Source organism: Vibrio sp. 1F255, from assembly GCF_041439145.1.
Taxonomy (GTDB): Bacteria; Pseudomonadota; Gammaproteobacteria; order Enterobacterales; family Vibrionaceae; genus Vibrio; species Vibrio crassostreae_C.
In genome coordinates, this window is the sequence record NZ_JBGONQ010000024.1 from 1 (window position 1) to 24,590 (window position 24,590).

A 24,590-nucleotide genomic window follows, 5' to 3' on the forward strand; every position below is an offset into this window, starting at 1 on the left:
GTTACAAGGATTCATCGATTCTGTTTTCAAACTCGCTCAACTCCCGTTGTCATGTCCTCATTATTCATGCATCAGTAAACGAGCCAAAACGGTTAATGTGTCATTCAAGACAAAGACCCGAGGCGCAATACAGCATTTAGCCATTGATGCAACAGGGCTAAAGGTCTACGGTGAAGGTGAATGGAAAGTAAAAAAACATGGTACTGACGGGAAGCGTCGAGTTTGGCGTAAGCTCCATTTAGCCGTAGACACTGGCACTCATGAAATCATTGCGGCTGAGTTAAGTTTATCGAATGTCACTGACGGTGAAGCTCTTCCTAATTTACTGAATCAAACTCGTCGTAGAATCAATGAGATATCTGGTGATGGAGCTTACGATACAAGACAATGCTACGAAGCAATACGTATTAAACAAGCTGTTCCACTTATTCCACCGAGAGAAGGTGCTGCTTTTTGGTTACGAGGTCACCCCCGTAATCTGGCGGTAGCTTGCCAGAAATTATACGGCTCAAATAAACATTGGAAAAAGAAGTACGGTTACCATAAACGGTCACTTTCAGAGACGGCTATGTTCCGTGTAAAGACACTGTTTGGTGGGCGATTAAGTTTAAGAAACTATAATGCTCAGGTTGGTGAAACCTACGCCATGATTAAAGCGTTGAATAAGCTCACAGGGTTAGGTATGCCTAAAACGATAGAAATAGCCTAATAATCACCCATACTGGCCGTTTCTATCTGAGATCCAATTAGGAAACAAAGCCATCCAATGCCTCAAAAGACAGAAGACCTTGAGGTGACGGCAGATATATACGTACCAAAAGAGTTTAACTGGAATAGTTTTATAGGGTTACCTGTCGCTATTTTTATTCATGGTGTTACAGCAGAGCGCGGCACTGCTTCTTTAATGGCTGCGGAATATACTGATAAAGGTTATGCCGTGGTTGCGATCGATATGCCATATCACGGTGAGCGGATACGTTATGACTCAAGCCCTGAGCACGTGGAAATTAGTGCCCGAGCAAACAAAGCCTTCTTCATCAATATTGATTCCCCTTTAGCGCTTCGTTCTAACCTCCAGCAGTCTGTTTCTGATTTTCTGGGTCTACGCTATGCGTTGAGCCAAGAAGGTTGGGTTGATAACAATAACGTTCATCTAATCGGACAATCGTTGGGTGGGATCATGTCGGTAATGGTGAGTGAGTTTAGTCAAGCAAGCCCTGATTTTCACTCGGATACTAATCCTAATTTTGAATTCAATACGGTGAACTTTGTTGTTCCGGGGCAGGGGCTAACCAACTTGGTTCTGTCTTCTCAAACCTTAGGCCCTGAAATGTCTGAAGGTGTTAAGAAGTCTCCTAATGTTCAGCGTGGCATTGCTGAAACTGTCATACCAGATACATGCATAACAGAAGCAACGAATCAACAATGTATTGAAGCACTTAGAGAGTTTGTAGAGCTTTCATCTGATAACGCGCTGCTTGTTAATCAGCTAGAGAACGACATCTTCGATTTAGTTGTTACCGACCTTAAACAAGGAGTTCAAGCAACAATTGATAGTGCAGACCCTGCTAGTTTCATCTCTCGTCAAGTTAAGGCTGAGCAACCGACTCTTTTGTTAGCTGCAGTTGGAGATTGCGGCGAAACCTGTGACGTTGGCGTTGATTATGTGCCAGACAGCGTAATTCCGAATACCGCGCCAAATAATATTCGAACTGGCACTGAGCCCTTAATTACTGCCCTTGGTTTAGACCCAAGAACGGGTACAAAGCGTGATCAGATCGAACTCGGTGGAGTCATAAGAACGACAACCGGTGGACATGGTACGTACTTATTCCCGTATGAAGGCCCCGTTGATGAAAATGGCCTACCGGGTATGCCAGGCGGAAATATGTCAGATGTACGTGAAGCCGTGACAACCCAACAATTAGCTGTTGCTTCGATGGTGATGACTGACGGTTCGCTTGTTGTCATTAATAACGAAGACCATATCGAAACAGAGGTGCGTCAAGATGAAGAATAAACTCATATTGGGCACCGCAGCTGCTCTCATTCCATGTTTAACAAACGCCGCAGGATTCCAACTTAACGCACAATCAGCAACGGGTTTAGGCCGTGCATTCTCGGGTGATGCTGTTATGGCCGATAGTGCGGCAATTGTGGCTAAGAACAGCGCTGCGATGGCTTACATAAAGCAACCAACACTCTCTGTCGGCGCTATCTATATCGATAGTGGTATTGATGTGTCGAGTGTTAGCTACACACCAATGATTGGTGATACTGAAATGTTAGATGACCAATCATTGGACGCAGGGACACTAGTCCCAAACATTCATTATGTTCACTCAATTCAAGATTCGAAATTTACCTTGGGCGCAACAGTCCATTCCAATTTCGGTACTGATGTTGAGTTTGACGAGTCGTTCGAAGCGGATGAGTTCGGAGGGAAAACAGCGCTTTCCAGTATCAATGTTGGTTTCGCTGTGGCTTACGAGTTATCTGAAAAAATCAATTTGGGCGCAGGGCTAGATGTTATCTACGGTGAGGGTGAGATATACCGTCAAAACTTGTTAAATGTAGATGCAGACGGTTTCGGTCTGGGTGCAAATGTTGGTGCGACTTACCAAGTCAACGAACATAACAAGTTTGGTATTAGTTACCGTTACAGCCCAGATATCGAAGTGGAAGGTGACATTACCAAAGGCGGTGTCCCTGCCGACAAGATGAACGTACCTCTACCAGACACTCTAGAGTTTTCCGGTTGGCACCAGCTCAACGAACAGTGGGCTTTTCACTACAGCCTGCAGTGGGTGAATTGGTCTGAGTTTGATTCATTAACGTCTGACTCTTATGACGACTCAATTAAAGAGTATCAATGGAAAGATGCAGGACATATTTCCGTCGGTGGTACGTACACTATGTCGAAAGACGTCGTTCTACGAGCGGGTTACATGTACGACATTTCCCCAACTGACGAACTCACATCGTTATCAATTCCTGATGTTAACCGTCATTGGCTCACGGTCGGAGGGACATATAACTTCACGGCTGCCAGTTCTGTGGACATTGGTGTCGGATTTATCATCGGAGAATCACAAGATATTGACGAAAGCCTGACGACGATCCCAGGAACTAGTTCCAATATAACTGCTGATGTGACTGCCGATGCTCTCTTGCTCGGTGTTCAGTATCAGCATCGTTTTTAACTTTTACTTTGGAGTTCAGAACGTAAAAATTTAGGAATCATATAAAAATTGCAGGGCTCGACAGTGAGTTGAGCCCTTTTCTCATTATTAGCTGTTTTAGCATTATTTAAATAGCTGGAAGCTCATTAAGTAAGAAATAGCTGCTTAGAAAAACGTTTTAATTCAGACGAATTCAACGGTTATGGTTATTAAAAATGAAATTTACAAAGCTTAGTAAAACAATCTGTTTGGCACTGTTTGCCTTACATATCTCTCCATCGTTTGCCCAAGACTCAAACTTGATTCCTGTGACTATCGAAAAAGCGCACAAACAAGCATTCACATCTTCAATCAACGAGGTTGGCAAAATCAGGGCAACGGATTCTGCTGCATTGACATTCAGTGCCTCCGACAAAATTCTCAACATCCATTTCAAAGATGGAGATTCAGTTAAAAAAGGCGAGTTGATCGCTCAACTGGACAATACCAAAGCGAAAGCCGATTTAGACAAAGCAAGAAGCTCTCTAGCGTTAGCAAAGTCGAAATTAAAGCGAGTACAAGAATTACTAAAGAAACAGCCTGACTCTATGTCTCAACAAGATGTGGAAGAACTGGGCGAACAGGCGAACCTAGCCGCAGCTGATTTCCGTCAGAAAGAAGCGCTGATGAATGACTATTTATTGGTAGCACCATTTGATGGGCAGTTAACTAACTTCACCCACTCAGTGGGCAGTAAGATTGATAGCGCAACCGCGTTGGTGAGTTTGATTAAACTCGATCCTGTCGAAGTTCAGTATTCCATTGGACAATCGGATTTAGGCAACGCAAAACTTGGGCAGAATGTCTCTATCCAAGTTGATGCTTTTGTCGATGAAGCGTTTTCTGGTGTGGTGGATTACATTGCCCCCACGGTTGATGAGAGTTCAGGTCGCGTAGAAGTACACGCGCACGTGACCAATCCAGATCATCGCTTAGTTCCGGGCATGTTTGCCAAAGTAAGCCAAATGACGAGCGAAGACACGACTCAAATGGTGGTTTCCCAAAATTCCGTTCAAGCAAAAAATACACAACGTTTTGTATGGATTGTGAATGGCGAAAAAATCGAGCAACGCATTGTTGAATTGGGCGTGAATACTAACGATGGGTATGTCGTTGTAGAAAGCGGATTGAAACTGGGTGATCAGGTCGTAGTGACGGGACAGCAGAACCTAAAGAAAGCGTCTCTAGTTAAGGTAATGAACCCTAATGCGGAGCAGAAAACGGTTGAGTTAATAACGGAGCCGGTAGATAAAGTGGTCACTAAGCAGACCGTTAAGCCCGAGGTAGAAAAGACCGAAACACAGATTGATGAAGCACATCCGGTTGAGCCTTCGGTTGATTGGACGGAAGCAACAAAAGGTGTAGACGAAGCGGTCAACGAAAATAACGAGCGTGCGGAAACTAATGCGGCCGCTGAGCAATCATCGAGCGAAATCCAAAGCCAGGAAACTCACAGCAAGGAAATCCAAAGCAAGGAAGCCGTAACAAAGGAGAATCTGAATGAAGCTTCCTGAGATTTGTATCAAGCACCCTGTGTTTGCGTCTGTTCTGAGTATTACCATTGTTTTGCTTGGGCTTTTGTCGTTTCAAAAGCTCTCAATCCAATACTTTCCTGAACATAAAACACCGTCGGCGACTGTAACCGCGGCGATCAATGGCGCGAGCGCTGAGTTCATGTCGCGCAATGTGGCAGATAAACTGATCACGGCGGCAACAGGCTTAGACAGCGTGAAAACCATGACGACCGACTGTCAGGAAGGAACGTGTAATCTAAAAATCATTTTTGAAGATGACATTAATGACGTCGAATACACCAGCTTGATGAACAACCTGCGTAGCAGTGTTGAAGCGATTGGTGATTTTCCTCCGAGTATGACGGATAAGCCAACGGTAACGGATGACTCTTCTGATACCAGTATGCCGAGTAACATCATCACGTTTGTGAATACCGGCAAGATGTCTAAGCAAGACATGTATGACTACATTAGCCAGCAAGTTGTGCCCCAGTTTAAGCACATACAAGGTGTGGGGGGGATTTGGGGGCCGTATGGTGGCAGTGAAAAAGCGGTGCGTGTGTGGTTACAACCAGATCGAATGATGGCGCTCAATATGAGTGCATCCGATGTGGTTGGAACATTAAGCTCATACAATGCGACATTTACCGCGGGTACTATCAAAGGTCAGGTGCGAGATTTCTCCATTAACCCAGTCAACCAAGTGACCAGTGTTGATGATGTGCGAGATTTGGTGGTTCGTGTCGATAACGGCAAAATCATTCGCATTGGCGATATTGCTGAAGTAAAAATGGGTGAGGAGAGCCTTACACCGAGTATTCTTCGTGTTGACGACAACTTAGCTATGTCGATTCAGGTACTGCCACTGAAAAGTGAAAACCCAGTGACGGTTGCCAATAAGGTTAAGAAGCAAATAGACGTGATTCAACCTCAGTTGCCTGAAGGCATTGAGATGAAGATGGTCTACAACCAAGCTGATTTTATTAAAACTGCAATTGACGAAGGCTTCATGACTTTAGTTGAAGCGATTGTTCTGGTTTCAGCCGTTGTCGTGTTGTTCCTTGGTTCAGTTCGTGTGGCGTCTATTCCTATTATCACCATTCCTGTGTGCGTAATAGGCGTATTTGCCGTCATGCGTTTACTTGGATTTAGCATCAACGTACTGACGATTCTCGCTATCATTCTCGCCATTGGTTTGGTGGTTGATGATGCGATTGTTGTGGCTGAAAACTGCTACCGTCATATCGAAGAGGGTGAAACGCCGTTCAATGCTGCAATTAAAGGGTGTCGAGAGATCGTATTTCCAGTGATTGCGATGACGCTGACTTTGGCCGTTGTTTACTTACCAATTGGCTTGATGGCAGGCCTAACCGCCGATCTATTCAGGCAGTTCGCGTTCACGCTTGCAGCAGCGGTGATCATCTCTGGGTTTGTGGCGTTAACGCTCTCACCAATGATGAGTGCTTACTTAATGAAGCCAGTATCAACCCCGGCGAAGTGGTATCAAAAAGTTGATGCGAAACTGAATGTGTTATCGGATTTATACACGAAAGAGTTAGGCAAATGGTTTGATCGTAAGGCTCTGATGAGTGGTATTGCTTTAGTGCTGATCGCTTTATCGGCCTTAGCGGTTTGGACAATGCCTCAAGTGTTGCTTCCAACCGAAGACACTGGTTTTGTCGAGGTGACTTCAACGCCACCAACAGGGGTAGGTCGTCAGTATCACCTAGACAACAACGAGCAACTTAACAGTGTGTTCAAAGGTGATCGTTCGGTAGAGGCAAACTTGTCTTACATCGAAGGGACTCCGACTAATCACGTTCTTTTGAAACCTTGGGGTGAGCGTGATCAGTCAGCGGATGAATTGGTAAACGAGTTTATCGCCAAAGCGCAAAGTTCGGTCTCTGCTTATGGCATGTCTTTCAAGGTTCGCTCGGCAGATAACTTAAGCATAGCGACCAATATGATCCTTGAGCTGACGACGGTTAACCGCGACACCTCGGTGCTGTCTGAAACCGCAAGTGAGGTCGTTGAGGCGCTTGAGGGTTATGAGGGCGTGACCAACATTAATAATTCGATGTTACGCGACCAATTACGTTATGACTTGTCGATTGACCGTAATGCGATTGTGTTGTCTGGTGTTGATTACAGTAACGTAACCAACGCGTTATCGACCTTCCTTGGTTCTGTGAAAGCGGCAGATTTGCAAGCCGATGACGGTTATACATACCCCATTCAAGTTCAAGTTAACCGAAAGGATCTCGGCGACTTTAAGGTTCTCGATAAGCTGTATGTGGATTCACAGTCGGGGCAAAGGCTTCCTTTGTCTCAGTTTGTATCAATCAAACAAGTGACATCGGAATCTAACTTTAAGACGTTCATGGGTAAAGACAGCGCTGAAATTACCGCAGATTTGATGCCCGGATACACGGCGAGTGATGTGAAAGCCTACATTGATGATACGGTTCCAAGCTTATTGAAACCGGCGCAGAGCTACGAATTCAATGGAATTGTAAAAGACTTAGTTGATTCAACCGCGGGCGCACAAGTGCTGTTCGTATTAGCGTTGATTTTCATCTTCTTGATATTGGCCGCGCAGTTTGAAAGCTTTGTTGACCCAATGATCATCTTGCTGACGGTACCATTGTGTATCGTGGGTGCGATTTTGACACTGTCGGTATTTGGTCAAAGCCTCAATATTTACTCGAAGATAGGATTGCTGACACTGGTTGGTCTCGTGACCAAACACGGTATTTTGCTGGTGGAGTTTGCCAACGAGAAACGCAAATCTGGCGCGAGTGCGAAAGAAGCGGCGATCAGCAGTGCACGTTCAAGGTTACGTCCAATCTTGATGACCTCACTGACGATGATCCTCGGTTCATTGCCATTGGCACTGGCGGATGGCCCGGGTTCCTTAGGTCGAATCAATATTGGTTTGGTTCTGGTCGGTGGCTTGTCTGTCGGAACTTTTTTCTCATTGTTCTTAGTGCCAGTCGCGTATGTCGGTATGGCGAACCTAAAGCAAATGGATTTGTTGACTCGATTGAGAACTAAACCAGCGTAGCGAGATGTTTTAGGTTTAGCTAGATACTTCAAGGCCCTCATTGTGAGGGCCTTTTGCTGTTGTGGGCTAGATTAAGTGAGGAGAGCGGTTAGAAGTCGTAGTTTAGATTCATTGAGCTGTAGATTTCGGCGTTACTTTGGTCTGATGCAACAGTGGTGTTGTAGATGTATTCGGTATCAAAAGTCAGAGCTAAATTGCCCATCAATATGTTCTTTAGATAGCCTTTGAGGTTGTAATTGGTGTTCTCTTCACCGTAAGCCATGTTAGCCGTTGCCCACATAGAAAACGTTTCTGTGATCGTCAGAGAGCCATCAACACTGGCATTCACGATTAGTTCATAGTTCTCTTTGTTCGGGAACTCTTCATCGGAGGATTGCCGTTGACTGATTCGGTAACCCGGACCAGCAGAGCCTTGAAGTTTGATTCTTTCAGTATCATAAAAGTGGCGACCCAATCCTGTAGCCGTTATAAATTGCTTACGATAAGTACCAAAGTGGTCGTGTTCAAAACGTGTTGTTGCAACCAAATAGGTGACTTCGTTCAAGTCATAGCTGATGCCATAGTTGGTGGTATAGCGATTGGTGCCGTCTTCATCGTTTTCAGCATCGGTATAGTAGGTATCAAACTGAACTCGTTGGCCCCAGTTCTCTTTTTTGTATCCAACAGAGATTCCAGAGTTGATCGACAAAGATGAGCTGGTGTTTTGTGAGTAGATAAACCCGAGTTTGGTCAGGGTTGTAAAAGGGGATTCTTGAGCTTCTTCTTGTAAGTCAGAACCTTCGCTTAATACGACGTCGCCCTCGAGTTCTACTTCTTCAACTTCTTCGGCAAATACGGGCATAGAGATAGCGATTAGAACTAAAGGTAGCTTTATTAAGGATCGTGTGTATGAAACTGTGTTGGTTAATGGGCGCGTTGTTTGTGAGATAGCGTGTGTCGACATAATGGTTTGGTATATAAGGTGATTGAACACGATGAACGCAAGGTTAGTCGTGAAGAGTCGTCAATGATTGAATCGAAAATGCGAGTGAGTTACGACGCAATAGGCAAAGGCGAAAAGATCGTTTTTATCGCTGAGAACCCATTACCTCGATGAGGATTAAAATCTTCAATGTGGACAAAGAATTCAAGTGTCTCAGAGGGTTTATCGTCTTCGATTAATAAGAACTCGAGTAGTCCTTGTTCTACATGGCATGAAACGATGGTTTCGCTCGATTGATCTGCTGAAATCTGTTCAACGTTGACCAAGACGCTCGTCTCGGGTAAGACATTGAAAGCATCTTGCGCACATTTAAGAATACAGCTGCACACGTACTCACGATATAAGGTATTGCTTTCAGAAAGAGACATCGTTTCACGCTTTACTTCGCCTTGGCACAATACCTTTTTTTCTTTAGGGATCACGTTGTGCTTATTAACCTGAATGTTGATTTCTAACAGGTGGCCATTCTTATAGGTATTGAAGTTATGGTTAATCAGTTTGGTGTCGACCACCGCTACGTTCATCAGGTTTTGCTGAGCTTTAGAAAGGGCAGACAACTTTGCTTGGCTATCGTTATTCAAAACGCCTTTCGATAACTGATTGCTTTTTACCCAGTAGCTGTAGTTCTGAGCCCAATGTACAAATTCCGTTTTATATTGCTCTATGTCTTTTTCTGCTGCTCGCTCGACATTGCTTGTGAGGGTGTGAAACTTAGACTTGTTACCCAACAGAATATCTAGCCAGTATGGCTTGTATTCATCAAGCGCTTCTATGGCTTTGACTTTATGATCGAAGCGAACCGTTGGCATTGCAGGCGCAGGTTCCATGGCAATCGACTCCCAATTTACTTTTGGTGTCGGAATGGTATGGACGGATTGGATTAAGTGGAGGTGCTGATTGAATAAGCTTACTTCACTAACCGCGTTCTCAAGTTGTTTGGTATTCATCTACATTCCTGTCGACGGTTGTTCTTGTCATTTGGCGCCTAGTTTATGGTCAAAGCGCGAGAACAGTATTTAAATGAATGTGAATGAACTTTCGTGAGATTACTTGATATTGATTTAGGAATATTTGGGGGGAGAAAGTTGGGTTCATTATTGATCTAACAGCACAGAAACACAGAGAACAAGGCGCTCTCTGTGTTGGTCATCTACTGTTATAGAAACTTGCTGATGAGTATTATCTCTGGCGTCTTGCGACCAAAGTAAATCTGTAATCGTTAGATGTGAAGTAGTTACGGCTGTACTCGAACACTGTGTTATTGGCGAGGTAACCTCGAGTACGTTTTTCAATGATAGGCTGAGTTGGGTCAATCCCTAACTGTTTAGCAACGTCTTCAGGCGGAAGAATCGGCACCAGTTCTTGCTCACTTCTATCAATCACCATGCCTTTGGTGTTCTCAATAAAGTCGTACTTTGATGTCTGCATCACTTGATAGGTGAGATCTGGGAATAGGGCAACAGGTAACCAAGTTTCTTCAACCGTGATTGGATTGTTGTCTATGAAGCGAACACGCTTTACGTAGAAAACTAATTCGCCTTCTTTAATATCTAGATGTTCAGACATCGCCAAAGAACAGGGCTTCATTTCAAAGGCTAGAACATCACTGTGTGTAACCACATCCAAATGCGCCCACTTTTCTTGAAAGCTCGACTGTTTGTAGATGTCGTAATTGATCTTGTTCTCTTTGACGTAAGTACCGCTGCCTTGAACGCTTTCAAGCTCATCGTTTTCGATCAGTAGTTTCAGTGCTTGCCTAACCGTTACACGGCTTACCGAGAATACTTCACGCAATTGCGCTTCTGTTGGGAGTGCTTCACCAACTTTGTATTCTCCAGAACTGATCTTTTCTCTTATTGCATCGGCGATTTGGCGATACATAGGGAGTCTTGCCATTTTTGCCTCATTTGTGCGCTAGGACAACTAGACTTTGATTAACAACCTGTACCTTAAATACGTAAATTTGCTCTATATAAGCCTTGCTTTAAAGGTTAGTGTGAGCGTCGTATCGGCGTTTTGTAGTACATATAATACAAATTAAACGATACATAACAAGCTTTCTTAAAGGATTTACCAATACGATTTAAATACAAATTAAATACAAATATGTATTGATGAGATCGTGATCACGGATTAAATGTCTTGAAGTTGTATTATTCTTCTCGTCGACAGGGACGACTGTCGTACTAATCCGTGACTATGGGACAAAGGTTATGAAACTTACTACTCTAACGAATAAGTCGCTCGTAAATCTGCAAACTACGTTTAGCAGTCGAGAAGAAGCGATTTACGCACTTGCTGACCAACTGGATCAGCAAGGCAAACTGCATAACAAGCAAGAGTACCTTGATGCAGTATTTGCTCGTGAAGAGCAAGGCCCGACAGCGCTTGGCGAAGGCTTAGCAGTACCGCATGGCAAGACTGACGCGGTTAAAGAAGCTGGCTTCGCTGTAGCAACGCTTAAAGAAGACATGAAATGGAAAGGCTTGGATGAAGACGAAGATGTAAATCTTATCTTCCTAATTGCGATTCCAAATGCAGAAGCGGGTTCTACCCACATGCATCTGCTTACTGCATTGACAACTACATTGGTTGATGACGATGTTCGCGAAGCTGTATTAAAAGCGACAACCGCTGAAGAAATCTTTGCGCTTCTTGATAGCGACAATCAACAAGAAGAAAAACAAGACAACTTAGATACAAATGCGCCGACAATTGTATGTATTACTGCTTGCCCAGCAGGCATTGCTCACACCTATATGGCGGCTGAGTACCTAGAAAAAGCGGGAAAAAAGCTTGGCTACAAGGTTCATGTTGAAAAGCAGGGCGCAAACGGTATTGAAGATCGCTTAACTGCGGAACAACTTAACAATGCTGTGGCGTGTGTTTTTGCTGCTGAAGTTGCGATTAAAGAATCTGAGCGCTTTAACGGCATTCCTCGTGTTGAAACACCAGTTGCAGAACCGATTAAACACGGTGAGCGCATTCTTAATGAAGCGATTGAAGAGTCGAAAAAAGGTAATGGTGCAGAACGCACAGTGGCTACTGACAACAAGCCTAAAAAGTTGCCACTGAAAACTGAGCTTAAACAAGCACTGCTTTCTGGTATTTCTTACGCAGTTCCTCTGATCGTTGCTGGTGGTACTGTTCTTGCGGTTGCTGTTCTTATCGCACAAATTTTTGACCTGCAAGATCTTTACGCAACAAAAGATTCTTGGCTATGGATGTATCGCAAACTAGGTGGCGGCCTACTGGGTACATTGATGGTGCCAGTACTGGCGGCTTACACAGCTTATTCACTAGCAGACAAGCCCGCACTTGGCCCTGGTTTTGCCGCAGGTATTGCAGCAAACATCATTGGCTCTGGTTTCCTAGGCGGTGTTGTTGGTGGTTTGATTGCTGGTTATGTGATGCGTTGGGTAAAAGAGCATGTTCGCTTAGGTCCTGCGTTTAACGGATTCCTTACTTTCTACCTTTACCCTGTGATTGGTACTTTGGTAGCGGGTAGCTTGATGCTATTTGTTATCGGTAAACCGGTAGCGTTTCTAAACCAAGGTCTAACGGATTGGTTGAACGGTATGTCAGGCACCAATGCGCTGTTATTGGGTGCGATTCTTGGTCTGTTTGTGTCATTCGATTTAGGTGGTCCGGTAAACAAAGCCGCTTACGCATTCTGTTTAGGTGCGATGGCGAACGGTGTTTATGGCCCTTACGCAATCTTTGGTTCAGTAAAAATGGTATCGGCGTTCACTGTAACGGCTTCAACCATGATTGCTCCACGCCTATTCAAAGACTTTGAGATTGAAACCGGTAAATCGACATGGCTACTTGGCCTTGCGGGTATTACCGAAGGTGCAATCCCAATGGCGATTGAAGATCCAATCCGTGTAATCGGCTCATTCTTACTAGGATCAGTGGTTACAGGTGCGATGGTTGGCGCGGCAGGTATTGGTCTATCGACTCCGGGTGCAGGTATCTTCTCTATCTTCTTGTTACACGATTCAGGTTTGGGCGCATTCTCTGCTGCTGCAATCTGGTTCGGTGCTGCGATTGTCGGCACAGTGATTTCAACTGTTACTCTTCTGATGTGGCGTGGTCACGCTGTAAAAAAGGGTAAGTTTGAAGCAAGTACTGCAACACAGAACTAACTGAATTTTGAGTTAGCTCCTAACTCACTGCGAAATCAATATATAAAAAATAACAAACAACTGGCTGTCCTAAATACCTGTGCTCCTAACGGTTTTATTCACACAGATTCTGGGCGTGGTTTTCTGCACCCTAAATTTAGTGGCAGACAATTTTAACCCCTTGAAAAACTTTAATTTAGTCGTATTTGGGTTCGAACTTTAGTTTTACTCGAAGCGACACATTTAGGTAAATGATTATGACTACATCACGCGTACATATTACTCCTCACATGCACTGGGATCGTGAATGGTATTTCACAACAGAAGAGTCTCGTATTCTTCTTGTGAACAACATGGAAGAAATCATGAACCGTCTGGAGAGCGATCCAGAATACAAATACTACGTTCTAGATGGTCAAACCGCCGTTTTAGAAGACTACTTCGCAATCAAACCAGAAAACACAGAGCGCGTAAAAGCATTGGTTGAAGCGGGCAAGTTAATTATTGGCCCTTGGTATTCTCAAACCGACACAATGCAAGTCTCTGGTGAGTCAATTGTACGCAACATGATGTATGGTATTCGTGACTGTATGAAGTTTGGCGATGCAATGAAGATTGGTTACCTACCAGATTCATTCAGCATGAGCTCACAGCTGCCAATGATCTACAACGGCTTCGACATCACGCGTGCAATGTTCTGGCGTGGTTGTTCAGAGCGTCATGGCACCAACAAAACAGAATTCTTATGGCAGTCTAATGACGGCAGTGAAGTAACGGCACAAGTGCTTCCGCTGGGTTACGCGATTGGTAAATACCTTCCACAAGACGAAGAAGGCTTGCGTGCTCGTTTAGATAAGTACTTCCCAGTGCTAGAAAAGCCATCGGTGACTAAAGATATCTTGCTACCGAACGGCCACGACCAAATGCCGATTCAAAAAGACATCTTTGAAGTAATGGACAAGCTTCGCGAAATCTACCCAGATCGCGAGTTCTCAATGAGTCGCTTTGAAGAAGTATTCGAGAAAGTAGAAGCAGCGCGCGACCAACTCGACACAATCAAAGGCGAATTCAACGACGGTAAATACATGCGTGTTCACCGCACGATTTCGTCAACACGTATGGACATCAAACTGATCCATGCGGAAATCGAAAACAAGATTGTAAACATCCTAGAACCTCTAGCGTCTATCGCTTGGACATTAGGTTTCGAATATCACCACGGTTTGATTGAGAAAATGTGGAAAGAGAGCATGAAGAACCATGCTCATGACTCTATTGGTTGCTGTTGTTCAGACAAGGTACACGCTGAAATCCTAAACCGTTACATCCTTGCGGACGACATGGCGACAAACCTAATCCACTTCTACAAGCGTAAGATTGTTGACCACATGCCAGATCGCGAAGGTTGCGACAAACTGGCGATGTTTAACCTTTCTCCGTATGAGCGTGAAGAAGTGGTGAACACAACCATCACTATCCGTGCTCAAGAATTTTCTATCTTTGATGAAAACGAAAACCCAGTTGAATACTCCATCCAAGACAAGCGCCAAATCGACCCAGGTAAAGTAGACCGTCAAATCGTTCACTACGGCAACTACGACCCTTTCATGGAGTTTGATATTCAAATCAAACGCACTGTGCCAGCGATGGGTTTCACCACGTTACACATCCAAGGTAATGAGAAGGGCGCAGTTAAAGTCGCAGAGCAGAAAGACTACTTGCTAGAGAACGAATACTACCGAATTAATGTAAACGACAACGGTACTCTGACTATTTTCGATAAAGAGACAGAGCAAGTATTCGACCAAGCACTTCGTTTAGAAGATGGTTCTGATGACGGCGATGAGTACGATTACTCTCCATCTCGTCAAGAGTGGCTGTTGTACTCTGATGAATTCCCGGTAGAAACATCAATTGACCACCAAGGTTTCCAATCGGTAGCAAACATCGCTTTCCGCATGAACGTGCCAGCAAACCTTACAGAGCGTGAAGAACGCACGGGTCAAAATGGATTCGTTGAAGCGCAATGCCAAGTGGTATTGAAGCAAGGTTCTCGCCGCATCGAAGTCCGTATGGAATTGGACAACCAAGCCGACGACCACCGTGTACGTGTCTTAGTACCAACGCCATTTATTTCTGAAACTGTGGTAGCAGATAACCAGTTCGGTTGTATTACTCGACCAACCAATGACCCTGCTATGGCGGTTTGGGAAGAAGAGAAGTGGAAAGAAGCACCGGTTCCGGTTTACCAACTGATGAACTTCGCTGCATTAGAAAACGGCAAAGCGGGCATGGCGATTATGTCGAATGGTCTACGTGAATTTGAGGTGATTGCATCTCAAGGTGACGAAAACCGAGATACCTTCGCACTGACACTGTTCCGTGGTATCGGCGTGTTGGGTAAAGAAGAGCTATTGCTTCGCCCAGGCCGCCCATCAGGCATCAAGATTCCGACACCAGATTCGCAAGTGCGCGGTAAGTTAGTGTGTGAATTCACGTTGTGCGGTTTCTCTGGTAACCATATTGACGCGAACATCATGGCGCAAGCACGTGACAATGTCACTCTAATCGAATGCTACAACAAGATCCCTTACAACGCGATGAAGCTCAACGTGGGTGAGCAGAACCTACCTATGAGTTTTAGCCTTCTGTCTAAGCAACAATCAGGCGCGGTGTTGAGTGTGCTGAAGAAAGCGGAAGACGAAGATGCACTGATCATGCGTGTCTACAACCCGGCAGAATCGGGTTCAGTATCGGATTCAATCTCTTTTACTCAAGCGGTTTCAAGCTGGAAAGAGACAAGCATGGACGAGCGCGTACGCGAAGGTGATGTAGCATCTGAAGAGTTCGGCCAGATAGCACCTTGCCAAGCAAAAACATTCCAAATCAAATTCTAATTTCGATAACCCGCTCACCTTGGTGGGCGGGAATGGTGAACGACAATGAAAATTGTAATTGCCCCTGATTCATTTAAAGAATCACTCGACGCTCATCAAGTTGCGTCTTGCATTGAGCGTGGATTTGCCGATGTTTTCCCTTACGCAGAGTTTGTGAAAATGCCACTCGCCGATGGCGGAGAAGGCACGGTAGACGTGTTGCTAGAGGCGCTCAATGGTAAGAAGCAACGGCTGCACACGACGGATCCAATCGGGCGTGAATGTACGGCTTATTGGGCTTCGTTGGAACAGACTGTTGATGGCGCCAACGTAAAAACTGCCTTGGTGGAATTTGCTCAAGCATCGGGTTTAGACCTATTAACCGTAGAAGAAAGAGCACCGTTAACCGCATCTTCGTTTGGTACTGGGCTATTGATCAAAGATGCACTAGATCAAGGTGTTGAACAAATCATTATTGGTTTGGGCGGCAGCGCAACCAATGATGCAGGTGCTGGCATCTTACAAGCGTTGGGAGGCAAGTTATTAGACAAGCAAGGCAACGAGCTATCGGGTGGCGGCGCCGAATTAAGCCGGTTAGCAAGCATCGATCTTGAAGGACTGCACCCTAGATGCAAAGAAGTGACGTTCGTGGTCGCGTGTGATGTGAATAATCCATTATGTGGCGAAAGCGGAGCCAGTACTGTGTTTGGTCCGCAAAAAGGCGCATCAAAAGCTCAAGTTGAACAACTTGATACTGCGATCGGGCACTTTGCCGATATCGCTCAAGCACATACGGGTACTAATCATCGCGACACAGCTGGATTTGGTGCTGCTGGTGGTACACCTCTGGGGTTAAGTCTTGCATTCAATATCCAAATTAAAGCGGGTATTGAGATGGTATTAGATGCCTTGGATGCAGATAAGGTTCTTGAAGGTGCTTCACTGGTCGTGACCGGAGAGGGGCAGATGGACAACCAAACCCTGAAAGGTAAAACACCTTTCGGCATCGCTCAGCGAGCTCAAAAGTTGAGTATTCCAACCATTGGAATTGCGGGCTCTTTGGGGCAAGACGTTGAAAAACTTTACGGCTCAATGTCTAGCTTATTTGGAACCGTACGTTCACCTCAGTCTTTAGACCAAGTTTTATCAGAAGCGAATCAAAACCTGACTCGCACTGCCCGTAATATCGCCGCCACGCTCAAGCTTGGTAGCCAGATTTTTAATGAGAAGTAATTATGTCTCTATTTAAACTCGACAACGTTATTCAAAACTACGCATGGGGAAGCAAAGACTCCATTAACCAATTGTTTGGTATTGTGAACCCAAACCAGGAACCTCAAGCAGAAATATGGATGGGTGCTCATCCAAATGGTTGTTCAAAGGTAGGCGATACCGGTGAATCGCTTTCTCACATGATTGATGAAAACAAAATCGATGTCTTAGGCGGATACACGGCGGCACGTTTCGGTGAATTGCCTTTCTTGTTTAAGGTGTTGGCCGCTGAAACACCGTTATCGATTCAGGTTCACCCGAACAAGCGAAAATCAGAATTAGGTTTTGAGCGTGAGAATGCACTTGGTATCCCTTTGAATGCGTCTAATCGCAACTACAAAGATCCAAACCATAAACCTGAGTTGGTTTATGCGTTGACCTTCTACAAAGCGATGAATGGCTTTCGTCCAATCGACGACATTATTGCCTTGTTCGAAGAAGCGGATATTCCTTCGTTAGCGATTGAGCTTAATGTACTAAAAGCCAATGCCGACAGTGATTCTTTGAAGTCGTTCTTTAGCGCCATTATGTCTCTTGAAGGTGACCGCAAAGCGTCTGCGCTTAATGAGCTTTATGCTGCACATGCGCGACCAGCCAAAACGGTCATGGGGCGTGAAGCTCTTCAATACAGCATCGAATTCAAACAGCATTATCCAGGTGATATTGGCTTATTTGCGCCATTAATGCTTAACACGGTTGAGCTGGCGCCCGGTGAAGCGATGTTCCTGTTCGCAGAAACCCCACATGCTTATGTTCAAGGTACGGGTTTAGAGATTATGGCAAACTCAGACAATGTGCTGCGTGCCGGTCTCACTCCCAAATATATCGATGTCCCTGAGCTTATCGACAACACAATCTTTGAGCCGATTAAGCCAGAAGATATCCGCCTTAAGCCTGTATTGAAAGAGGGCAAGATGAGTTATCCGATTCCAGTGGATGACTTTGGCTTTGATATCTTGTCTGCGACTGATGAGAGCAAGTCACAGTATCTACGTAGCGCGGAGATCTTGTTCTGTGTGGAAGGAGAGGCGACCGTCACTTCAGAAGGGCGGTCAGTTTCTCTTAAGCCCGGAGAATCGGTCTTTGTAAGTAGTAATTCAAGTGTTTACCAATATCAAGGGAATGGCATTTTGGCTCGTGCTTTTAACTAGTGCCCCCGTGCTAGCGATCAGCAAAAGAAATGTCAGAGTGCCACTGTAAAGTGGTACTCAATATTGGATTGATGGTTGTTACCTATCTGTCTTTGACAGTCATGATTATTGACCATACCCGCTACTCTGGCGGGTTTTTTCATTATTAGAATGAGCAGATATAAGCTTGTAGAAAAGACAAACCCTGCGATCAGAGCAGGGCTTTTTATTGAATTAGTACTGAGTGACTGGTTAGGCAATGTGCGTCATTTTATTAAGCACAAAGGTTTCAATACAACCTTCAGTCGCAGCCATGTAGTCAGCGATGTGTTGGCTCGCTAAGTGTTTCTCTAGATGAACTTCAGACTCCCAGTTCTCATGAAAAACGAAGTGAGCAGGGTTACTGTTATCTTGGTGCAGATCGTAGTTAATACAGCCGTCTTCAACACGGGTTTTATCGATCAATTTAATCATCTCAGCTTTTACAAGCTCAGTTTTGTCTTCTTTAGAGACGATCGTTGCAATAATAGTCAGTTTGCTCATTTTCAATTCCTTCGCTTTAAACTCGGTAAGTTTGAGTAATATAAGTATAAATTCAGAATGAAGAAAGAGTTCTGAAATCCAATAACTATGGTTCTTACCATCCACAATTCAAACTCGAGAGCATAGGGCCAGAGCCGAGTAGGTTATGCTTATTAAAAAAAGCCCTCATAGCAATATGAGGGCTTTTGAATAAGAATCAAACTGTGTTGTTACTGGAGTGTTAAGCGTACTGTCTTACCTTAAGCGTATTGCTCAACCGTCATTGCCCAATTTTTCTTCTGTTGTTCGAAATTCATTTTGATTTGCTGATAACGAACCTTAAGAACAGAGTGTTCGTACTTCTTCACAACGTCTTCGCGCTTGCTTTCAAGTAGCTGTTTTTTAACTTCGTAATATTCGTTCATGTTTGATACTAGAGCATCAAACTCTTGTTGAAGCTTCTCTGCGATTTGTTGCTTGTCGGCACGATGCATGATTTTTTGCTGGGTGCGTTTAAGTAACATTGACGCTTCAGCTTTCTCAATACGAGCTTGAGGGGTTTTCTTAAGCTTACTTGCCAGTCCCATCAACGAAGCACTCTTAATCAACCATTTTGTTGGATCGTATTGCCACCAGTAGATGCCGTTACGGTAGTCGTTCTCAAAGATGTGGTGGAAGTTGTGGTAGCCTTCGCCGAAAGTGAGTACTGCTAACACACCGTTATCACGCGCTGTGTTTTTGTCAGTAAAAGGTTGGCTACCCCAGATGTGAGCAAGAGAGTTAATAAAGAATGTTGTGTGGTGGTTAAGTACCAAACGAACTGCACCTACGATTAACAACATGCCAATCACGTCACCGTAAATCACGCCTAAAGCGATAGGAACACCGAAATTCATTAGTAATGCTAACAGAACATAGTGCTTGTGCTGCCACATAACAATCTTATCTTTTTTAAGGTCACGGCAGTTTTCGTAGTTTTCGTACATTGAGGTGCTGTAATTACGAACCATCCAGCCAATGTGTGAGTACCAAAATCCACGTTTTGCAGAGTATGGGTCTTTGTCGTTGTTATCGACATGCTTGTGGTGAACACGGTGATCAGAAGACCAGTGTAGCGCGCTGTTCTGCAGGGCAAATGCACCACCTAATGCAAACAGGAATCTTAGGCTTGAATGCGCTTCAAACGCTTTATGTGACCATAAGCGGTGATAACCTGTCGTGATTGAAAGGTTACAGAACGTAAAGCAGATTGCTAGCCATATCCAGTGCTCCATGCCATAGCCAAAAAAGTAGCCATAAACGGGAGCCGCTACAACAGCAAGCAGCATACTAAAAGAGAACACAAAAATATTGAGCCAGATTAATGGCGGCTTTTTTGTAGATTGTTTGTCGGCACTATTCATTAGCAAATTTCCATTGGGCTTACATCTGTGCGCTAGAATATCAGCGTACACGTGTAAGTCAATATTGAAAGTGTAAACGTGTATTAGTATGTTTTGCTTAAATATTGTATAAAGGTAGTGTGAAATGTAGTAGCAAGTCATAAATGGAAGTACTAAGGGCTAATAAATGGAAATTAAGGTAGCTGAATATAAAGATTATGAGCGGATTGCCCAATTACACGCGGATAGCTGGAAGCTATATTACCGTGGCATTCTTGCTGATGATTACCTAGAACATGATGTTTTGGAGGACAGATCTGTTATTTGGCAGACTCGTTTGATTAATCCTCCTTTCAACCAACATGTTTTATTGCTTGAGGAAGGCGGTTTACTGGTTGGTTTTGTCTGCGCGTTCGGTAATCACAACTTTGAGCGTGGTACGTTCATCGATGCGTTACATGTAGATAATAATTATCGTGGACGAGGTGTAGGCAAGCGTCTGTTGTCTGAATTGTCGAAGTGGTTGCAGCAATACTATTCGGACTCAGGGCTTTACCTAGAGGTGATGTCTGAGAACCACCAAGCGATTGCTTTTTATCAGGCGATTGGTGGCAAAGAAGAACTAGAGCAAGTTTGGAACGCACCATGTGGCAGCCAAGTGAATGAAAAAGTGATTTCTTGGAGCTCTCCCGTTGAACTTGAACAGAAAACAGCGAGCGTTGTGTATTCTTAGTCGATTCTTGTTGAATACTGTTTTTTTGCTGAGTAGCAGGTTCTTAACGAAGCTATTTTAAAGCAGAAGAACAAAGACAAAAGCCCCGAGTATTAAGTTGCTCGGGGCTTTTTTGATTGAATTAGTGGTCGTTTTAATGATTCGCAAAGATGCGTGAAATATTGGGCGATTAATCACACCATGTGATCTTATTCCTACCGCCTTTTTTCGAAATGTAGAGTGCTTGGTCAGCGTCGTCGATAAGCTGCTCGACAGAACCAAGGGCTTGATGGGCATGTTTCACACCGATTGAAATTGTTACTTCTAATCTAAGGCGAGTAGGGGATTCTAAAAGGGCATTAACCAGCGATTCAATTGAAGCCTCGGTTTCTCCTTGGACCAGCACCAAAAACTCTTCACCGCCGTATCGAAAGCAGTTACTGCTAGTCGGTAGTCGTTTTTGAATCTCATCGGCCAGTTCTTTAATCACCATGTCACCCATTTGATGGCCGTAGGTGTCGTTAATCGATTTGAAATGATCAATATCTATCATGAGCGATGTAATGGATCGCTGACGGTCTATGCTCGGTTCTATCACCTGATGAAGATAAAGGCGGTTGTAGCAGCCCGTTAGTGCGTCTTGATAGGAAAGGGCCTCGAACATATTAGATTGCTTGCGAAGCTGAATCGCTTGTTTGCGGAGTTGCTCGAATTGAGCGAAACGTTTGTGTACTTCCAGGTCACGTCTAACACAGGCCGCTGAGATTAGGATGTAAGCCGAGATATAAACGGAAATTGTTTCTATTTCATGCTCTGGCTCCGCTTCATAAAGCAGTGGCGCAAGGCCGATGAGATAAGCCAAAAAGATAAACGACAGCGTAGATATACTGTATCTGGCTGACAATCTTGAAAACGTACCAATGTAGATCATCACTAAAATGATGCCACCTTGGTAATCGAAGTTGTTCAGCTCGATGGCTAGTCGACCGATATAGACCAAGAAAAGTGAGCTAATTACAAGGAAGGCACTTTCTACGAGTTCCAAAACGTTGGGTTTGTTTGTAATACAGTATCTGGCGGCGGCCATCATCAATAAAAAAAGTATGACTCGGAAAATGATAGGCGTAATGCACTCGCTACCAAAGTGGATGTAGTCGGTGACGATAAAAGCACAGAATATTGAGATAGGGATGTAGATGAAATTTATGTACGGCAAATAAATTTCATTATCGAAATAGGTTTTAAATCTTTGATTCTTGAACCCAGAATAAGAGCGCATTGAGAAATTAGCCGAGATTGATACACAATAATTTGCGTAGTATGTCACAGTCTTTGGGATTGTAAACGACCATTTCTATAGATTTGTCAGTATGTTAGCTAGATCAACAAACGGTAGCGGGCAATATTCACGCTCTATTATCGATAGAGCGTGAATATCTAGAGGCTGGTGTAAGAGTGGTAAACAGAAATTAAAGCAGATTATAAAAACTAATCGCGATTAACGCTTGTTCTTCAGGTAACGCTTACGACGCTCTTCTTTTTTCTTAATCTGTTGTTCCGCTTTCAGCGCAGCCGCTTCTTCAACTTCGATCAGCTCTTGTGTGATCATTTCTGGCAACTCAAGCGTTACCTTACCTAAAGTGCCATTACGCAATTCGTGAAGCAGGATTTCTGAACATTTGTGAATGTCGATATGACCACCGGCACGAAGTGCACCACGCTTACGGCCAATCGCTTCCATCAGTTCGATGTCAGACTCAGGCAGCTCTTCAATTTGGTAGCGCTCTTGCAAAAGGTTAGGGTACTGTTTTGCTAGGTACTCTACTGTGTAAAATGCCACTTCATCGTATTCCATTGCTGTATCTTTTACAGCACCTGTTGCAGCCAAGCGGAAGCCACTGTGTGGGTTTTCTACTTTAGGCCAAAGGATTCCTGGAGTATCTGAAAGGATCACGCCATTTTGCAGATTGATACGTTGTTGGCGACGAGTTACCGCAGGTTGGTTACCAGTAACCGCAATCGTACGTCCAGCCAAGCAGTTGATGATGGTCGATTTACCCACGTTCGGGATGCCCATGATCATTGTACGAATGTTTTTGCCCATCTGTTCACGGTGCGGTGCCAGTTTACGTACCAGCTCCATAACGTGGTTAACTTCTTCTTTTACGCTAGTCGTAATCGCAATCGCTTTAACGCCTTGCTCCTTCTCGAAGTGCTCAATCCAACGTTGAGTCAGTTCAGGATCTGCAAGGTCACGCTTGTTCAGCACTTTTACACAAGGCTTATCGCCGCGCAGTGAAGAGATCATTGGGTTTTCACTACTGAACGGGATACGAGCGTCCAGTACTTCGATGATCACATCAACTTGTGGGATAACTTCTTCGATTTCTTTGCGGGCTTTATGCATGTGACCCGGAAACCATTGAATAGACATAGAGATAAACCTTGATAAATATATTTGCTGCACATTGTAAGGGTTCGTTAGGGCGTGTAAAGCGCTATGTTGCCCTAGATTAATCAGAGTGAAAGTCCTTACAGGCAATATTATTGCAGTGAGCGATTGTAAGGGGCGCATACGTAGAGATTTCAAATGCTGTAATCCATCTAGCAGGCATTTGATTTAACAGTTGATGATTTGAAATGGATTCGGCGAAAAGTCAGTTTTTGTGTGTCGCCAATTGTTGAAAGATAAAATACTATTGCATTGAGTGTTTTATCTCGAAGATCCGACTGGAGACATAATCCTATGGGGTTATGTCTGTGGTTGATTTGATTGAACGAGATTTTTCATCAACTGTTTACGTTCTGCTTGAGCGATATAAATGAATTGGTTGTTATAACTTCTGTCTGTATTGATATATTGTTCGAAATCCACAGGCAACCCCGCAACCGATAGTTCTATATGTAAGTGAGGACCAGTAGTTCGACCTGAATTTCCAGTGAGTCCAATGATTTGACCTTTAGTGATGAACTCTCCGGCCGAAACGTGTTTTTCTGAAAGGTGTAGGTAGCGAGCGTAGTTTCCATCAGCGTGTTTTATGGTTAGATAGTTACCAGCAAAACGGTTATACCGGGACTTCAAAACGATGCCATCTGACAATGAATGAACCTTTGTACCTATTGGTGTTGCGTAATCTGTTCCAAAGTGGGGGGCAATGCGGTTCGTTATTGGGTGTTTTCTGCTTAAATCGAACGGTGAACTTACGCGAAAATGCTGAGGAAGAGGGAATACATAGTCATTATTTAACTTATATCCATTCTCATTGTAAATATTATCATCAGCCCCTCTCATGGCAAAAAACTCTACGTCACTACCTAAATAGTAAAAAGCACTAACATATTCTGTATTAGAACCGTCATATTGTGTCCTTATTGAAAATTTATCACCATTATTAACCGATTTTATAATGTCAAAATTATCACCTAATAAATTCAACAAAGATTTTAATTCATCGTTTGTTAGACCTGAAGACAATATGGAACTGATAAAAGAGTATTTAACAACCCCTGAAACCATTTCAGATGTCGGAGCTGGGGTTGGAATATGAATGCTTTTGGGCTTGGCTATTTTAGGTGCCTGTTTTTTATCAGTATTTGAATGATTGTAGCTTAGCGATATGGCTGTTGAAACGATCAAAAAAACCATCAAAAGGCCAAAGGAAAGGGTACGGCGACTTAAATGGCTATTTATTTTCAAATACATAAATCATCAATAAAATTCGGTTAATGGACAAAAATAAGAATTAGATCATAATATTTATTTGTTTTTTTTGCATGTTATTTTAGTT

17 protein-coding genes and 1 pseudogene are annotated in these 24,590 nt (G+C 43.9%); 10 read left to right on the forward strand and 8 right to left on the reverse strand.

The features are described from left to right. The 5 genes and pseudogenes from ACED41_RS14000 to ACED41_RS14020 form a co-directional block, all read left to right on the forward strand. Positions 1–709 (forward strand): IS5 family transposase (locus ACED41_RS14000; protein WP_371725140.1); only part of this gene is annotated, 709 nt, incomplete at its 5' end. Between the two features lie 57 nt (positions 710–766). Next, a pseudogene (locus ACED41_RS14005) lies at positions 767–2,020 on the forward strand (lipase); the annotation flags it as partial. Then, positions 2,010–3,203 carry an outer membrane protein transport protein gene (locus ACED41_RS14010; RefSeq protein ID WP_371725141.1) on the forward strand — a complete coding sequence of 398 codons (1,194 nt, stop codon included), beginning with the start codon at positions 2,010–2,012 and terminating at the stop codon, positions 3,201–3,203. The pseudogene ACED41_RS14005 and the gene ACED41_RS14010, both read left to right, overlap by 11 nt. 194 nt (positions 3,204–3,397) lie before the next feature. After that, positions 3,398–4,735 (forward strand): efflux RND transporter periplasmic adaptor subunit, encoded by a 1,338-nt coding sequence (locus ACED41_RS14015; protein WP_371725142.1) that lies wholly within the window; start codon positions 3,398–3,400, stop codon positions 4,733–4,735. Continuing rightward, a complete protein-coding gene (locus ACED41_RS14020) occupies positions 4,722–7,799 on the forward strand; it encodes an efflux RND transporter permease subunit (protein WP_371725143.1) in 3,078 nt (1,025 codons plus the stop codon). The genes ACED41_RS14015 and ACED41_RS14020 overlap by 14 nt, the downstream gene beginning before the upstream one ends. An 88-nt stretch (positions 7,800–7,887) precedes the next feature. Here ACED41_RS14020 and ACED41_RS14025 read toward each other — a convergent pair whose 3' ends face one another. From ACED41_RS14025 to ACED41_RS14035, 3 genes are all read right to left on the reverse strand, one after another. Next, positions 7,888–8,640, reverse strand: a complete 753-nt coding sequence (locus tag ACED41_RS14025) for a DUF481 domain-containing protein (RefSeq protein WP_017069133.1) — start codon at positions 8,638–8,640, stop codon at positions 7,888–7,890. A gap of 191 nt (positions 8,641–8,831) precedes the next feature. Beyond that, complete coding sequence (locus ACED41_RS14030) at positions 8,832–9,728, reverse strand: hypothetical protein (RefSeq protein WP_371725144.1); 897 nt, start codon at positions 9,726–9,728, stop codon at positions 8,832–8,834. Between the two features lie 232 nt (positions 9,729–9,960). Further along, positions 9,961–10,677, reverse strand: a complete 717-nt coding sequence (locus tag ACED41_RS14035; RefSeq protein WP_010430026.1) for a GntR family transcriptional regulator — start codon at positions 10,675–10,677, stop codon at positions 9,961–9,963. Between the two features lie 317 nt (positions 10,678–10,994). On the opposite strand from ACED41_RS14035, the gene mngA reads away from it, so the two are divergent. The 4 genes from mngA to manA all read left to right on the forward strand — a co-directional run bounded on the left by mngA (position 10,995) and on the right by manA (position 18,207). Next, positions 10,995–12,929, forward strand: coding sequence for a PTS 2-O-a-mannosyl-D-glycerate transporter subunit IIABC (gene mngA / locus ACED41_RS14040; protein WP_371725145.1), 1,935 nt, complete (start codon positions 10,995–10,997; stop codon positions 12,927–12,929). Positions 12,930–13,165: 236 nt separating this feature from the next. Continuing rightward, complete coding sequence (gene mngB / locus ACED41_RS14045) at positions 13,166–15,805, forward strand: mannosylglycerate hydrolase (protein ID WP_371725146.1); 2,640 nt, start codon at positions 13,166–13,168, stop codon at positions 15,803–15,805. Between the two features lie 45 nt (positions 15,806–15,850). Further along, positions 15,851–17,017, forward strand: a complete 1,167-nt coding sequence (locus tag ACED41_RS14050) for a glycerate kinase (RefSeq protein ID WP_371725147.1) — start codon at positions 15,851–15,853, stop codon at positions 17,015–17,017. Between the two features lie 2 nt (positions 17,018–17,019). Then, a complete protein-coding gene (gene manA / locus ACED41_RS14055) occupies positions 17,020–18,207 on the forward strand; it encodes a mannose-6-phosphate isomerase, class I (RefSeq protein WP_017070588.1) in 1,188 nt (395 codons plus the stop codon). A gap of 231 nt (positions 18,208–18,438) precedes the next feature. On the opposite strand, the gene ACED41_RS14060 is transcribed toward manA, so the two are convergent. Together ACED41_RS14060 and ACED41_RS14065 are read right to left on the reverse strand one after the other, a co-directional pair. Then, positions 18,439–18,729, reverse strand: coding sequence for a putative quinol monooxygenase (locus tag ACED41_RS14060; RefSeq protein WP_017062602.1), 291 nt, complete (start codon positions 18,727–18,729; stop codon positions 18,439–18,441). A 239-nt stretch (positions 18,730–18,968) separates the two neighbouring features. Further along, entirely contained in the window at positions 18,969–20,111 is a 1,143-nt protein-coding gene (locus ACED41_RS14065) for a fatty acid desaturase (protein WP_137002044.1), read from the reverse strand. A gap of 166 nt (positions 20,112–20,277) precedes the next feature. Between ACED41_RS14065 and ACED41_RS14070 the strand changes: the two genes are divergently transcribed. Next, entirely contained in the window at positions 20,278–20,823 is a 546-nt protein-coding gene (locus ACED41_RS14070; RefSeq protein ID WP_017062600.1) for an N-acetyltransferase, read from the forward strand. A gap of 169 nt (positions 20,824–20,992) precedes the next feature. Here ACED41_RS14070 and ACED41_RS14075 read toward each other — a convergent pair whose 3' ends face one another. The 3 genes from ACED41_RS14075 to ACED41_RS14085 all read right to left on the reverse strand — a co-directional run bounded on the left by ACED41_RS14075 (position 20,993) and on the right by ACED41_RS14085 (position 24,505). Beyond that, the gene (locus ACED41_RS14075) at positions 20,993–22,018 is read right to left on the reverse strand and encodes a GGDEF domain-containing protein (RefSeq protein WP_371725148.1); all 1,026 of its coding nucleotides are present in this window, start codon (positions 22,016–22,018) and stop codon (positions 20,993–20,995) included. Positions 22,019–22,300: 282 nt separating this feature from the next. Continuing rightward, a complete protein-coding gene (ylqF, locus tag ACED41_RS14080; protein ID WP_029405588.1) occupies positions 22,301–23,236 on the reverse strand; it encodes a ribosome biogenesis GTPase YlqF in 936 nt (311 codons plus the stop codon). A 318-nt stretch (positions 23,237–23,554) separates the two neighbouring features. After that, positions 23,555–24,505 carry a peptidoglycan DD-metalloendopeptidase family protein gene (locus ACED41_RS14085; RefSeq protein ID WP_371725149.1) on the reverse strand — a complete coding sequence of 317 codons (951 nt, stop codon included), beginning with the start codon at positions 24,503–24,505 and terminating at the stop codon, positions 23,555–23,557. Between the last annotated feature and the right edge of the window lie 85 nt (positions 24,506–24,590).